Below are 14564 nucleotides of genomic sequence, written 5' to 3'. Positions count from 1 at the left end.
CTGTCGGCAAGTTGTCGTTTAGCGACATGCAGTGGTTATGGGGTTGGGCGGCCGGTTCGATTGGTGCATGATGCGAGATAGAGAACAAATCGAGAAGACTCATGCTGGACGAGCTACTTCACCGAGTAAGCAATCACACCCCAAGCACACTGGAAACCGATAAGCGTTTCCCCGAAGCCGCTGTGCTGGTGCCCATTACCCGCAGCGACGAGCCGGAACTGGTTCTGACCCTGCGCGCCAGCGGGCTCTCGACCCATGGCGGCGAAGTCGCCTTTCCCGGCGGGCGACGCGACCCTGAAGACCCGGACCTTATTTTCACCGCCCTGCGCGAAGCCGAAGAAGAAATCGGCCTGCCGCCGGGGCTGGTCGAAGTGATCGGCCCGCTGAGCCCGTTGATCTCCCTGCACGGCATCAAGGTCACACCCTATGTTGGTGTGATTCCGGACTTTGTCGAGTACCTGGCCAACGATGCCGAGATTGCCGCCGTCTTCAGCGTACCGCTTGAGTTCTTCCGCAAGGATCCGCGCGAGCACACCCATCGAATCGATTACCAGGGCCGCAGTTGGTACGTGCCGAGCTATCGTTACGGCGAATACAAAATCTGGGGCCTGACAGCGATTATGATCGTCGAGTTGATCAACCTGCTCTATGACGCCAAAATCAGCCTGCACCAGCCACCCAAGACGTTTATCAATACCTGAAGCCATCGCCCGTATGGCGTGAACCCCGCTTTCTGTAAGTGAGCCTGCCTGGCCTTGAGGACAATAAGATGAAATATCGCCTGGGCGACGCCCGCGTCGAAACCCATCCGCAGAGCTGGGTCGCACCCAATGCCGTGCTGGTGGGTAAGGTCAAGCTGGAAGAGGGCGCCAACGTCTGGTTCAACGCTGTGCTGCGTGGCGACAACGAACTGATCCTGATCGGCAAGAACAGCAACGTCCAGGATGGCACGGTGATGCACACCGACATGGGTTACCCGCTGACCATCGGCACCGGCGTGACCATTGGCCATAACGCCATGCTTCATGGCTGCACGGTGGGCGATTACAGCTTGATCGGGATTAACGCGGTGATCCTCAACGGCGCGAAAATCGGCAAGAACTGCATCATCGGCGCCAACTCACTGATTGGGGAGGGCAAAGAGATTCCAGACGGTTCGCTGGTCATGGGTTCCCCCGGCAAAGTGGTGCGCGAGCTGACCGAGCCGCAGAAGAAAATGCTGGAGGCCAGCGCTGCTCACTATGTGCATAACTCGCAACGTTATGCCCGCGATCTGGTTGAGCAGGAAGAATGAACACGCCCGAACGCCCGGTTCGATCGCCTTGCGTGAATATCTGCGCGCTGGACGAGGACGATATTTGCACCGGGTGTCAGCGCACAGTGGAAGAGATCACGCGCTGGAGCCGGATGGACAACGAAGAGCGGCGCAAGGTGTTGGGGTTGTGTCATGAGCGGGCCAAGTCCAGCGGGATACTCTGGATGATCGGGGGGAAATCCGATATTTGAGGTGCCGCTATCGCGAGCAAGCTTTGCTCCTACGGGCTCGGGGGATTACGCGATGATGTGATCGACACAAAACCGTAGGAGCATGGCTTGCCCGCGATTGCGTCATTACAGACGCCGCACTCTACCTTGGCCCAACCCGGTCCCTGAAGTACCCTGTGCACCAAATTGACAGGTTCCCTACTTGCCCATGCTCTTCCTGATCGCCTACATCAGCAGCGTCGTGCTGATCAACTACGCCTTTTCCACCGCTCCGCACCTGGACATCATCTGGTCAGCCTGGGGTGGTTTGGTGTTCGTTTTGCGCGACATGGTGCAAACCCGTTTCGGCCATGGCGCGATCGCGGCGATGCTGGCAGCGCTGGTGTTGTCCTACGTGACGTCCGATCCCTCCATCGCCCTGGCCAGCGCCACGGCGTTTGCGGTGTCCGAATGCATCGATTGGCTGGTGTTCAGCGTCACCAAGCGTCCCTTGCACGACCGCCTGTGGATAAGTTCAGCCCTGAGCATTCCTCTCGATACCTTTATCTTCTTCGGCATGATCGATGCGTTCACCCCGGCCGTGATCCTCACCGCCATGGGCTCGAAGTTCGCCGGCGTGACCATTGTGTGGATCGCAATGGCCTGGCGTCTGCGCAAGAACGCGATTCCCGGTTAAAGCCAAACCCCTCGGTTCATGTAAAATGCCGCGCTTTCTCCCCATGGGAAGCGCGCCAGGCGTCGCGTCCCTCGATGATCCGCTTCTTGAGGACCTGAGATGACCCGTATCGGAACTCCATTGTCGCCAACCGCGACCCGCGTATTGCTGTGTGGCTGTGGCGAGTTGGGCAAGGAAGTGGTGATCGAGCTGCAACGCCTGGGCGTTGAAGTGATTGCCGTGGATCGCTACGCCAACGCGCCGGCCATGCAGGTCGCGCATCGCAGCCATGTGATCAACATGCTCGACGGCGCCGCCCTGCGTGCGGTGATCGAAGCCGAAAAGCCGCATTTCATCGTGCCGGAAATCGAAGCCATTGCCACCGCGACCCTCGTGGAGCTGGAAGCCGAAGGCTTCACCGTGATCCCGACCGCTCGCGCGGCGCAGTTGACCATGAACCGTGAAGGCATCCGTCGCCTGGCCGCCGAAGAGCTGGACCTGCCGACCTCGCCGTACCACTTCGCCGACACCTTCGAGGATTACAGCAAGGCTGTCGAAGACCTCGGCTTCCCCTGTGTGGTTAAACCGGTGATGAGCTCGTCGGGCAAAGGCCAGAGCCTGCTGCGCAGTGCCGATGACGTGAAAACCGCTTGGGATTACGCTCAAGAAGGCGGCCGTGCCGGTAAAGGCCGCGTGATCATCGAAGGCTTTATCGACTTTGACTACGAAATCACCCTGTTGACCGTGCGCCACGTTGGCGGCACTACGTTCTGCGCGCCAGTCGGCCACCGTCAGGAGAAGGGCGACTATCAGGAATCCTGGCAGCCACAAGCCATGAGCCCGATTGCCCTGGCCGAATCCGAGCGCGTTGCCAAAGCCGTCACTGAAGCCTTGGGTGGTCGTGGGCTGTTTGGTGTCGAGCTGTTCATCAAAGGCGATCAAGTCTGGTTCAGCGAAGTCTCGCCGCGTCCACATGACACCGGTCTGGTGACGTTGATTTCCCAGGACCTGTCGCAGTTCGCGCTCCACGCACGGGCGATTCTGGGCCTGCCGATTCCATTGATCCGTCAGTTCGGTCCATCGGCTTCGGCGGTGATTCTGGTGGAAGGACAGTCCACACAAACCGCATTCGCCAATTTGGGCGCTGCGTTGAGCGAGCCGGATACGGCGTTGCGTCTGTTCGGCAAGCCTGAGGTGAATGGTCAGCGTCGGATGGGTGTGGCGTTGGCGCGTGATGAGTCGATTGACGCGGCTCGTGCTAAAGCGACCCGCGCTTCTCAGGCTGTTGTTGTAGAGCTGTAACCGAGTCGCGCCATTCGCGAGCAAGCCCGCTCCCACACTTGACCGGTGTGAATACAGATTTTGTATGCATCCAAAATCTAATGTGGGAGCGGGCTTGCTCGCGAAGCTTTTGCTTTTTCTTCAGACCACTCGATTCAGATCGTTATTGCGCGTTTCCTTCAGGCACAGCACAGCAATCAAGCTCAGCACCGCCGCCCCCGACACATACCCGCCGACATAACTCAAACCACCCATCGCCACCAGCTTCTGTGCGAAGAACGGCGCCGCCGAGGCCCCGACAATACCGCCCAGGTTGTAGGCCGCCGACGCACCGGTATAACGCACGCGGGTTGGAAACAGCTCAGGCAGCAGCGCGCCCATCGGCGCAAACGTCACGCCCATCAGAAACAGCTCGATGCACAGGAACAGCGCCACGCCCCAGGTCGAACCTTGGGTCAGCAGCGGCTCCATCAGGAAGCCGGACAGAATCGCCAGCACACCGCCGATGATCAGCACCGGTTTGCGCCCGTATCGATCACTGGCCCAGGCCGACAGCGGCGTAGCGGCGGCCATGAACAGCACGGCGAAGCACAGCAGCGCGAGGAAGGTTTCTCGGGTGTAGCCGAGCGTCGACACGCCATAGCTCAGCGAAAACACCGTCGAGATATAGAACAGCGCGTAGCACACCACCATCGATCCGGCACCCAGCAACATCGGCGCCCAATATTGGCTGAACAGCTCGACCAGCGGGATTTTTACCCGCTCCTGGCGAGCCATTGCGTTGGCAAACACCGGGGTTTCGTGAAGCTTGAGACGCACGTACAGACCCACCATCACCAGCGCGGCGCTGAGCAGGAACGGAATCCGCCAGCCCCACGAACGGAACTGCTCGTCGTTCAAGGTCATGGCCAGCGTAAGAAACAACCCATTGGCTGCGAGGAATCCGATCGAGGGGCCAAGCTGTGGGAACATGCCGAACCAGGCGCGTTTGCCCTTGGGTGCATTCTCGGTGGCCAGCAGCGCCGCCCCGCCCCATTCGCCGCCGAGTCCCAGGCCCTGGCCGAAGCGCAGCACGCAGAGCAGGATCGGCGCCCAGGCCCCGATGCTGTCGTAACCCGGTAGTACGCCGATCAGCGTGGTGCACACGCCCATCAGCAGCAACGAGGCAACCAGCGTCGATTTTCGCCCGATGCGGTCACCAAAGTGGCCGAAGAGCGCCGAGCCCAGCGGTCGAGCCAGGAAAGCGATGCCAAAGGTGAGGAACGCCGAGAGCATCTGGGCCGTGCCGGAGGTCTGCGGAAAAAATACCGGACCGATCACCAGCGCAGCGGCAGTGGCATAGACGTAGAAGTCGTAGAACTCGATGGCCGTGCCGATGAAACTCGCGGTCGCCACGCGGGTGGCGGAGTTCGTCGGCTGCGCAGGCGCGGTGTCGTTATAAGTCGTGCTGGTCGTCATGCGGTTATCCCTGACAGTCATGTGCCCCAGTGGAGCGAATTATTATGGTCGAACACCCAGGGATGTGGGTTTGATGCGGGGTGCGGGTAGCACGGGGGTATGGCGGGGCTTGGGTAAGCGGGGATGATTATAGGAAGGAGGCTAACGATCGAACAAGTGGCCAAGTGCTGGCGATGACAACAAGTGGATAAGGCTGGTAATGCAATTGTGGCGAGGGGATTTATCCCCGTTGGGCTGCGAAGCGGCCCCAGTACTTCAAAGTCAAACCGCTTTCGATGGGTTGACGACTGCTTCGCAGCCGAACGGGGATAAATCCCCTCGCCACAGATAAATCCCACTCCGCAGATAAACCCCCTCAGCGCAGGGGAGGTGCCACGGTTTAGATTACTGCGGGGACTGAACTGGTATGCCAGATCAAAACCCGCGTGACCCGATTATCTTCCGTCTCCAGAATCTCCAGCCGATAACGCCCGATTTTCAGGCATACCGCACTGTCCGGAATCGTTTCCAGCGCCTCGGTCACCAACCCGTTGAGGGTTTTCGGGCCGTCGCTCGGCAAGTGCCAGCCCAGGCTCTTGTTCAGTTCGCGAATCGACGCCGCCCCTTCGATCACCAGGCGGCCATCGGCCTGTGGGTGGATGTGCGGGTTATCCAGGCTGTGCTGGCTTTCGAACTCGCCGACGATTTCTTCGAGAATGTCTTCCAGGGTCACGACACCGAGCACTTCGCCATACTCGTCAACCACCATGCCCAGGCGTCGCTGTTGTTTGTGGAAATTCAACAGCTGCAGTTGCAGCGGAGTGCTTTCCGGCACGAAGTAGGGGTCATGACAGGCTGCCAGCAGTGCCTCACGGGTCAGGCTGGCGTCAGGCAGCAGATGGCGGATCTGCCGGGTATTGAGCACCGCCTCGACCTGATTGATGTCGCTGTGGAAAACCGGCAAGCGTGTGCGTTTATTGGCGCGAAGCTGCTCAATGATTTCCTCGAGGGAGTCGTCCAGATTGACCCCGTCGACGTCACTGCGTGGCACCAGAATGTCGTTGACCGTGATGTTGTCCAGCGCATGGATGCCTGACAGCGGGTGTGGGCGGCAGGCGGCGTGTTCGTGATCGTCGTGCCGATGGTTCGGGGTCTCGTCTTCGCTCTGCTGCACCACTTTGACTTTGCGGGCGAACGGTCGCATCAGCAGCTGGCTTATGCCATTGAGCAACCAGGCGGCGGGATAGATGATTTTCAGTGGCGCGCCCAGCAAGGTGTTACCCAGGGCCAGGACGGCGTCCGGATAACGCACGGCGAGGCTCCGCGGCAGGTAGTCGGCGAACACCAGAAGCACGGCGCCAGCCCCCAGGCAGGCCACCCATGGACCGTTTTCCGCCCAAGTGAAAATCGCCAGCAAGGTGCTGATGACCACGACCAGTGCGCGGCACAGGGTGTTGCAGAGGATCAGGCTGTTGAGCGAAAAGCTCAGTTTTGCCACCGGCTTGTCGCTCGAGCGCGAAGCTGTCCGCTGGGCGAGCAAGTGCTGTTGCGCAGCTTCGATGGCGGTAAACAGCCCCGACCATAAAATCAGCAGGGCCACTACCGCGAGCATCGGCCCTATGGGCAAGTCGTCCATTAATGCCGCCCGTCAGATATGCAGGATGTATTCACGAACCAGCTTACTGCCGAAATAAGCCAGCATCAGCAGGCAGAAACCGGCGAGGGTCCAGCGAATGGCCTTGTGGCCGCGCCAGCCGAGGCGATTACGGCCCCATAGCAGCACGCTGAAGACGATCCAGGCCAGGCATGCCAGCAAGGTTTTGTGCACCAGGTGCTGGGCGAAAAGGTTGTCAACGAACAGCCAGCCGGAGATCAACGACAGCGACAGCAGGGTCCAGCCGGCCCAGAGGAAACCGAACAGCAGGCTTTCCATGGTTTGCAGCGGCGGGAAGTTCTTGATCAGGCCCGACGGGTGTTTGTGCTTGAGCTGATGGTCTTGAACCAGCAGCAGCAATGCCTGGAATACCGCGATGGTGAACATGCCGTAGGCAAGGATCGACAGCAGGATGTGGGCGAGAATGCCCGGTTCTTCGTCGATGATCTGCACGGTGCCGGCGGGGGCGAACTGTGCGAGCAGCACGGTGGCGGCGCCGAGCGGGAACAGCAATATAAGCAGGTTTTCCACCGGGATCCGCGCGCAGGCCAACAGCGTCAGGGCAATCACCGCGGCTGCGATCAGGCTGGCGGCGCTGAAAAAATCCAGCCCCAGGCCAATCGGTGTCAGCAGGTGGGTGAACAGGCTGGCGCTATGAGCCAGCACGGCGAGCACGCCGAGCGTGACCAGCAGGCGTTTGTTCGCCTTGGCACCGGTGGCCAGACGAGTGCCCTGATAGAGGGTCGCAGCGGCATATAAGCAGGCGGCGGCGAGGGTAGCTAGCAAACTGGGTGACAAGGGGAGCATAAATCCTGTTAGGCAAGCCCGAAAGGCGCTGAGTTTGGCATAGAACCCCCACAGCACGAAAGACCATGCAACCTGACGACGAGGTGTCCGCCAGACGCAGTCTTCGCTATAATCCGCGACCTGCCCACGCCGCAGGCTCGCCGAGCACATGTTTTTTCCGGTCTGGGCCGCCATTATCCCGGTCTACACAGGGCCTGAAAGGATCGCGCAATGTTTGAAAACTTAACCGACCGTCTCTCGCAGACGCTGCGCCATGTCACCGGCAAGGCCAAGCTGACCGAAGACAACATCAAAGACACCCTGCGCGAAGTGCGCATGGCGTTGCTCGAAGCTGACGTCGCCTTGCCGGTCGTCAAGGACTTCGTCAATTCGGTCAAGGAACGCGCCGTCGGCACCGAGGTGTCGCGCAGCCTGACGCCGGGCCAGGCCTTCGTGAAGATCGTCCAGGCCGAACTCGAAAGCCTGATGGGCGCGGCCAACGAAGACCTGAACCTGAGCGCCGTTCCTCCCGCCGTCGTGCTGATGGCCGGTTTGCAGGGGGCGGGTAAAACCACCACCGCCGGCAAGCTCGCGCGCTTCCTTAAAGAGCGCAAGAAGAAGTCGGTCATGGTCGTGTCTGCGGACGTTTACCGTCCGGCAGCGATCAAGCAGCTGGAAATGCTCGCGGGTGAAGTCGGCGTTACCTTCTTCCCGTCCGACCTGAGCCAGAAGCCGGTCAACATCGCGCAAGCAGCCATTAAAGAAGCAAAACTGAAATTCATCGACGTGGTCATCGTCGATACCGCCGGTCGCCTGCACATCGATGAAGAGATGATGGGCGAGATCAAGGCGCTGCATGCCGCGATCAACCCGGTTGAAACACTGTTCGTGGTCGACGCCATGACCGGCCAGGACGCCGCCAACACGGCCAAGGCCTTCGGCGATGCTCTGCCGCTGACCGGTGTGATCCTGACCAAGGTCGACGGCGACGCCCGTGGCGGTGCTGCACTGTCGGTTCGCGCCATCACCGGCAAGCCGATCAAGTTCATCGGTATGGGCGAGAAGAGCGACGCGCTCGAGCCGTTCCATCCTGAGCGTATTGCTTCGCGCATCCTCGGTATGGGCGATGTGCTCAGTCTGATCGAGCAAGCCGAGCAGACCCTCGACAAGGACAAGGCCGACAAACTGGCCAAGAAGCTGAAGAAGGGCAAGGGCTTCGACCTCGAAGACTTCCGCGATCAGCTGCAACAGATGAAAAACATGGGCGGCCTCGGCGGCCTCATGGACAAACTGCCAAACATCGGCGGTATGAACCTGGCGCAGATGGGCAATGCTCAAGGCGCGGCAGAGAAACAATTCAAGCAGATGGAAGCCATCATCAATTCCATGACCCCGGCTGAGCGCCGCGACCCTGAGATGATCAGCGGTTCGCGTAAACGCCGGATCGCCATGGGTTCCGGCACTCAGGTGCAGGACATCGGTCGCTTGATCAAGCAGCACAAGCAGATGCAGAAGATGATGAAGAAGTTCTCCGCAAAAGGCGGAATGGCCAAAATGATGCGCGGCATGGGCGGTATGTTGCCCGGCGGCGGCGCGCCTAGAATGTAATTAATTTACGCGGGGGCTTGCCCTTGCACCTCCCACACGGAAGTGGGATCTCCAGCAAACCCGCACTTGGCGGGAGCTGACTGGCCGTTTTCAACGACGGCTCTATAGCAAATCTTGATGGCGGCCGAAAGACCGTCGGAAAAAGACATTTGCAAAAGTCCGGATATTCCTTAGAATATGCGGCCTTTCGGGCACCTATGCCCGCTGTGCCTTTAGATTTGCAGCACCGACTACAGGAACGATGTTCACATGCTAACAATCCGTCTTGCCCTTGGCGGCTCCAAAAAGCGCCCGTTTTACCACTTGACCGTAACCGACAGCCGCAACCCGCGCGACGGTTCGCACAAGGAACAGGTTGGTTTCTTCAACCCTGTTGCTCGTGGTCAAGAAGTCCGTCTGTCCGTGAACCAAGAGCGCGTAGCCTACTGGCTGAGCGTTGGTGCACAACCTTCTGAGCGTGTTGCTCAGTTGTTGAAGGACGCGGCTAAGGCTGCGGCCTGAGCAATATGAACGCGACGCCAGCTGTTGCTGATGATTTGATCGTTATCGGCAAAATTTATTCGGTTCATGGCGTTCGCGGCGAAGTGAAGGTGTATTCCTTTACTGATCCGACTGAAAACCTGTTGCAGTACAAAACCTGGACGCTCAAGCGCGAAGGTAATGTGAAACAGGTCGAGCTGGTCAGCGGACGCGGGAACGACAAGTTCCTGGTCGCAAAGCTCAAGGGTCTTGATGATCGTGAAGAAGCGCGTCTTCTGGCCGGTTATGAGATCTGCGTGCCGCGCAACCTGTTCCCTGAATTGACCGACGGCGAGTACTACTGGTACCAGCTGGAAGGTCTGAAGGTCATTGATCAACTCGGGCAATTGCTCGGGAAAATCGATCATCTTCTGGAAACCGGCGCCAATGATGTAATGGTGGTCAAGCCTTGCGCTGGCAGCCTGGATGATCGCGAACGCCTGTTGCCCTATACGGAGCAATGCGTGTTGGCCGTCGACCTTGCCGCAGGCGAGATGAAGGTGGAATGGGATGCGGACTTCTAAACGTGGCTAACCTGCGCGTAGAAGTGATCAGTTTGTTTCCCGAGATGTTCTCCGCCATCAGCGAGTACGGCATCACCAGTCGTGCGGTGAAACAGGGGCTCTTGCAGCTCACCTGTTGGAATCCGCGAGACTACACGACGGATCGACATCACACTGTGGACGATCGCCCATTTGGCGGTGGTCCGGGCATGGTGATGAAGATCAAGCCCCTGGAAGATGCGTTGGTTCAGGCCAAGGCAGCAGCCGGGGAGGCGGCGAAGGTAATTTACCTGTCCCCCCAAGGCCGTCAACTGACTCAGTCGGCGGTACGCGAGTTGGCGAATCTGGATGCATTGATCCTGATTGCCGGCCGCTATGAAGGCATTGACGAGCGTTTTATTGATGCTCATGTCGATGAAGAGTGGTCGATTGGCGACTATGTACTGTCTGGCGGCGAGCTGCCGGCGATGGTCCTGATCGATGCGGTTACACGACTGCTGCCTGGAGCTTTAGGGCATGCGGACTCCGCCGAGGAAGATTCCTTTACGGATGGTTTGCTGGATTGCCCGCACTACACCCGACCGGAGGTGTATGCGGATCAGCGTGTTCCCGACGTATTGCTAAGTGGCAATCACGCGCATATCCGGCGTTGGCGTTTACAGCAGTCCCTTGGTAGGACCTTTGAACGACGCGCCGATCTTCTGGAAAGCCGCTCGCTTTCTGGAGAAGAGAAGAAGCTGCTCGAGGAATACATCCGCGAGCGGGACGATAGTTAACAACGTATCGATGGTAGATCCGACGATTTACCTTAGGAGCACAGCATGACTAACAAAATCATCCTTGCACTCGAAGCAGAGCAGATGACCAAAGAGATCCCTACCTTTGCCCCGGGCGACACCATTGTCGTTCAGGTGAAAGTGAAGGAAGGCGACCGTTCGCGTCTGCAAGCGTTCGAAGGTGTTGTTATCGCCAAGCGTAACCGCGGCGTAAACAGTGCTTTCACCGTTCGTAAAATCTCCAACGGTGTTGGCGTAGAGCGTACTTTCCAGACCTACAGCCCGCAAATCGACAGCATGGCCGTTAAACGTCGCGGTGACGTACGTAAAGCCAAGCTGTACTACCTGCGTGACCTGTCCGGTAAAGCAGCTCGCATCAAGGAAAAACTGGCTTAAGTCCAGCTTCCGATGCAGAAAAAAGCAGCCTACGGGCTGCTTTTTTGTTGCCTGCGATTTATCTTCCCTGACCGTATTGTCGGTCTTGCCTGAGCCTTTATGCCCGCCATCGATCATCCTTTGATAGACCAGTTTCTTGACGCGCTGTGGCTGGAGAAAGGTCTTTCCGATAACACCCGCGATGCCTATCGCAGCGACCTGGCCCTGTTCAACGGCTGGCTGCAGGAAAAAAACCTGGAGCTGATCAACGCCGGACGCGAGCTGATCCTCGATCACTTGGCCTGGCGCCTGGAGCAGAACTACAAACCCCGTTCCACTGCGAGATTTCTCTCGGGTGTGCGCGGCTTTTACCGCTATCTGCTGCGGGAAAAGTTGATCGCGGTCGATCCGACGTTACGCGTCGATATGCCTCAACTCGGTAGGCCATTGCCCAAATCTCTGTCGGAAGCGGACGTAGAAGCGCTGTTGAAGGCCCCAGACTTGAGCGAAGCCATTGGCCAACGTGACCGCGCCATGCTCGAAGTGCTTTATGCCTGCGGCTTGCGCGTGACGGAGCTGATCAGCCTGACGCTGGAACAGGTCAATTTGCGCCAAGGCGTGCTGCGAGTGATGGGCAAGGGCAGCAAGGAGCGGCTGGTGCCGATGGGGGAGGAGGCGATTGTCTGGGTCGAGCGTTACCTGCGCGATGGCCGCCAGGAGCTGCTTGGCGGGCGTCCCAGCGATGTCATGTTCCCCAGCCAGCGCGGCGAGCAGATGACCCGGCAGACCTTCTGGCATCGCATCAAGCACCAGGCCAAGGTTGCCGGGATCGGCAAGTCGTTGTCGCCGCATACCCTGCGTCATGCCTTTGCCACCCACTTGCTCAACCACGGCGCCGACCTGCGGGTGGTGCAAATGCTGCTCGGCCACAGCGATCTGTCGACTACGCAGATATACACCCACGTCGCCCGCGCCCGCTTGCAGGACCTGCACGCCAAACACCACCCGCGCGGATGATCACGATTCTTGTGGGAGCGGGCTTGCTCGCGAATGCGGTGTGTCAGTCAAAGATGATGTCGACTGACACACCGCATTCGCGAGCAAGCCCGCTCCCACATAAGAGCCAGCGTCACCACGATGTCCCGCATCACCCGCATTCGGCCACAGGGGCCTTATGTGGTAGGCTTTGCCGGTTTGCACGGTGGGCGTTTATGACCCGGTGTTTCGGCACGGGCGTTCTGATCGTCCCATTTGTCCGCCTTCAGGAGTTCTTATGCGTCTGACCCAGATTTTCGCCGCCGCAGCCATTGCGCTGGTCAGTACCTTTGCCGTCGCCGATGATGCGGCCGACAAAGCCATTCGTAAAAGCCTGGAAAACCTCCAGCTCGAGGTGCCGGTAGAAAGCATCACCGCCAGTCCGCTGCCGGGCCTGTACGAGGTCAAGCTGCAAGGCAGCCGCGTGCTCTACGCCAGCGCCGACGGCCAATACGTGGTGCAGGGCTACATGTTCCAGCTCAAGGACGGCAAACCGATCAACCTGACCGAGAAGGCCGAACGCCTGGGCGTGTCCAAACTGATCAACGCCATTCCAGTCGCGGAAACCGTGGTCTACCCGGCGATCGGCGAAACCAAATCGCACATCACCGTGTTTACCGATACCACCTGCCCGTACTGCCACAAGCTGCACGCTGAAGTGCCTGAGCTGAACAAGCGCGGCATCGAAGTGCGTTATGTCGCGTTCCCGCGCCAGGGCCTGGGCTCACCGGGTGATGAGCAGCTGCAAGCGGTCTGGTGCTCGAAAGACAAGAAAGCGGCCATGGACAAGATGGTCGACGGCAAGGAAATCAAGGCCGCCAAGTGCGATAACCCGGTTTCCAAGCAGTTCGCCCTCGGTCAGTCGATCGGCGTGAACGGTACACCGGCCATCGTTTTGGCCGACGGTCAGGTCATTCCGGGCTACCAGCCTGCGCCACAAGTCGCCAAACTGGCGTTGGGCGCGAAGTAAATTCGCATCGTCACGGTCAGCCATTGACGATCGTGGTTCGGCGGCAGCGTTCGCCGGGCCATTAATAGAGAACCGCGAGTATGCGGTTGTTTTCACGGCCGGCCTTGAGTCGGCCGTTTCATGGGGAGTTCACAGTGAAACCGGTCAAAGTAGGCATCTGTGGGTTAGGGACCGTCGGTGGCGGTACCTTCAACGTACTTCAGCGTAACGCCGAGGAAATTTCTCGTCGTGCCGGGCGTGGAATCGAAGTGGCACAAATTGCCATGCGCACGCCAAAGCCTCAGTTCCAGACGACCGGTATTGCGATTACCAACGATGTCTTCGAAGTGGCCACGAACCCTGAGATCGACATCGTCATAGAGCTGATGGGCGGCTACACCGTTGCCCGCGAGCTGGTACTCAAAGCGATCGAGAACGGAAAACATGTGGTGACCGCGAACAAGGCGTTGATCGCCGTTCACGGTAATGAAATTTTCGCCAAGGCCCGCGAGAAGGGCGTGATTGTGGCGTTCGAAGCCGCCGTGGCCGGTGGCATTCCGGTGATCAAGGCGATCCGTGAAGGCCTGTCGGCCAACCGCATCAACTGGGTCGCCGGCATCATCAACGGCACCGGTAACTTCATCCTCACCGAAATGCGTGAGAAGGGCCGGACTTTCGAAGACGTACTCGCCGAGGCACAGGCCCTGGGTTACGCCGAGGCCGATCCGACCTTCGACGTTGAAGGCATCGACGCGGCCCACAAGCTGACGATCCTGGCGTCCATCGCGTTCGGTATTCCGCTGCAGTTCGACAAGGCCTACACCGAAGGCATCACCAAGCTGACCACCGCTGACGTGAACTACGCCGAAGCGCTGGGCTATCGCATCAAGCACCTGGGCGTGGCGCGCAGCACCGCGGCCGGCATCGAACTGCGCGTGCACCCGACGCTGATCCCGGCCGATCGCCTGATCGCCAACGTCAACGGCGTGATGAACGCAGTGATGGTCAACGGAGATGCCGCCGGTTCGACCCTGTTCTACGGCGCTGGCGCTGGCATGGAGCCGACCGCTTCGTCGGTGATCGCCGACCTGGTGGACGTGGTTCGCGCCATGACGTCCGACCCGGAAAACCGCGTACCGCACCTGGCGTTCCAGCCGGACTCGCTGTCGGCCCACCCGATCCTGCCGATCGAGGCCTGCGAGAGCTCCTATTACCTGCGTATTCAGGCCAAGGATCATCCGGGCGTGTTGGCGCAGGTGGCGAGCATCCTGTCGGAGCGCGGCATCAACATCGAATCGATCATGCAGAAGGAAGTCGAAGAACACGACGGCCTGGTGCCGATGATCCTGCTGACTCATCGCGTGCTGGAACAGCACATGAACGACGCGATCGCCGCCCTGGAAGCCTTGGCGGGGGTAGTCGGTCCGGTCGTACGGATCCGCGTCGAGCACCTGAACTAAGCCGTTATCGTTCACCGGGCTCGCTTGCGAGCCCGGGTTTG

16 protein-coding genes are annotated in these 14564 nt (G+C 59.5%); 13 read left to right on the top strand and 3 right to left on the bottom strand.

Going from position 1 to position 14564, the window contains the following annotated elements:
• Positions 1-101 precede the first annotated feature (101 nt).
• The 5 genes from KW848_RS20895 to purT all read left to right on the top strand — a co-directional run bounded on the left by KW848_RS20895 (position 102) and on the right by purT (position 3442).
• Positions 102-701, top strand: a complete 600-nt coding sequence (locus KW848_RS20895) for a CoA pyrophosphatase (protein ID WP_111451370.1) — start codon at positions 102-104, stop codon at positions 699-701.
• 68 nt (positions 702-769) lie between these two features.
• Positions 770-1294: a gamma carbonic anhydrase family protein gene (locus KW848_RS20890; protein WP_007954617.1), complete on the top strand. Its 525-nt coding sequence runs from the start codon at positions 770-772 to the stop codon at positions 1292-1294.
• The gene (locus KW848_RS20885) at positions 1291-1506 is read left to right on the top strand and encodes a DUF1289 domain-containing protein (protein WP_218537942.1); all 216 of its coding nucleotides are present in this window, start codon (positions 1291-1293) and stop codon (positions 1504-1506) included. The genes KW848_RS20890 and KW848_RS20885 overlap by 4 nt, the downstream gene beginning before the upstream one ends.
• A gap of 187 nt (positions 1507-1693) precedes the next feature.
• Positions 1694-2161, top strand: a complete 468-nt coding sequence (locus tag KW848_RS20880; protein ID WP_192407549.1) for a VUT family protein — start codon at positions 1694-1696, stop codon at positions 2159-2161.
• A 99-nt stretch (positions 2162-2260) separates the two neighbouring features.
• Complete coding sequence (purT, locus tag KW848_RS20875; RefSeq protein ID WP_218537941.1) at positions 2261-3442, top strand: formate-dependent phosphoribosylglycinamide formyltransferase; 1182 nt, start codon at positions 2261-2263, stop codon at positions 3440-3442.
• 120 nt (positions 3443-3562) lie between these two features.
• On the opposite strand, the gene KW848_RS20870 is transcribed toward purT, so the two are convergent.
• The 3 genes from KW848_RS20870 to KW848_RS20860 form a co-directional block, all read right to left on the bottom strand.
• Positions 3563-4879 (bottom strand): MFS transporter, encoded by a 1317-nt coding sequence (locus tag KW848_RS20870; protein WP_218537940.1) that lies wholly within the window; start codon positions 4877-4879, stop codon positions 3563-3565.
• Between the two features lie 379 nt (positions 4880-5258).
• Positions 5259-6494 (bottom strand): transporter associated domain-containing protein, encoded by a 1236-nt coding sequence (locus tag KW848_RS20865; RefSeq protein ID WP_218537939.1) that lies wholly within the window; start codon positions 6492-6494, stop codon positions 5259-5261.
• Positions 6495-6506: 12 nt separating this feature from the next.
• Entirely contained in the window at positions 6507-7319 is an 813-nt protein-coding gene (locus tag KW848_RS20860; RefSeq protein ID WP_218537938.1) for an inner membrane protein YpjD, read from the bottom strand.
• 210 nt (positions 7320-7529) lie between these two features.
• Here KW848_RS20860 and ffh point away from each other — a divergent pair, with 210 nt between their 5' ends.
• From ffh to KW848_RS20820, 8 genes are all read left to right on the top strand, one after another.
• On the top strand, positions 7530-8906 hold the full coding sequence (ffh, locus tag KW848_RS20855) for a signal recognition particle protein (RefSeq protein WP_218537937.1): 1377 nt from the start codon (positions 7530-7532) through the stop codon (positions 8904-8906).
• Positions 8907-9155: 249 nt separating this feature from the next.
• Positions 9156-9407: a 30S ribosomal protein S16 gene (gene rpsP / locus KW848_RS20850; protein ID WP_007944872.1), complete on the top strand. Its 252-nt coding sequence runs from the start codon at positions 9156-9158 to the stop codon at positions 9405-9407.
• Between the two features lie 5 nt (positions 9408-9412).
• Positions 9413-9949 carry a ribosome maturation factor RimM gene (gene rimM, locus KW848_RS20845; RefSeq protein ID WP_008014731.1) on the top strand — a complete coding sequence of 179 codons (537 nt, stop codon included), beginning with the start codon at positions 9413-9415 and terminating at the stop codon, positions 9947-9949.
• Positions 9931-10704, top strand: coding sequence for a tRNA (guanosine(37)-N1)-methyltransferase TrmD (gene trmD / locus KW848_RS20840; RefSeq protein WP_173667518.1), 774 nt, complete (start codon positions 9931-9933; stop codon positions 10702-10704). Before rimM ends, trmD begins: the two co-directional genes overlap by 19 nt.
• 45 nt (positions 10705-10749) lie before the next feature.
• Complete coding sequence (gene rplS, locus KW848_RS20835) at positions 10750-11100, top strand: 50S ribosomal protein L19 (RefSeq protein ID WP_003175895.1); 351 nt, start codon at positions 10750-10752, stop codon at positions 11098-11100.
• A 99-nt stretch (positions 11101-11199) separates the two neighbouring features.
• Positions 11200-12096 (top strand): site-specific tyrosine recombinase XerD, encoded by an 897-nt coding sequence (gene xerD, locus KW848_RS20830; protein ID WP_074879884.1) that lies wholly within the window; start codon positions 11200-11202, stop codon positions 12094-12096.
• Between the two features lie 256 nt (positions 12097-12352).
• A complete protein-coding gene (gene dsbC, locus KW848_RS20825; RefSeq protein ID WP_192406304.1) occupies positions 12353-13084 on the top strand; it encodes a bifunctional protein-disulfide isomerase/oxidoreductase DsbC in 732 nt (243 codons plus the stop codon).
• 134 nt (positions 13085-13218) lie between these two features.
• Positions 13219-14523, top strand: coding sequence for a homoserine dehydrogenase (locus KW848_RS20820; protein WP_074880855.1), 1305 nt, complete (start codon positions 13219-13221; stop codon positions 14521-14523).
• The last annotated feature ends 41 nt before the right edge of the window (positions 14524-14564 follow it).

It is taken from the genome of Pseudomonas sp. PDM25 (assembly GCF_019219045.1).
GTDB lineage: Bacteria > Pseudomonadota > Gammaproteobacteria > Pseudomonadales > Pseudomonadaceae > Aquipseudomonas.
Note: the sequence above shows the minus strand (reverse complement) of the source record. Positions and strands in the feature narration are given on the sequence as shown.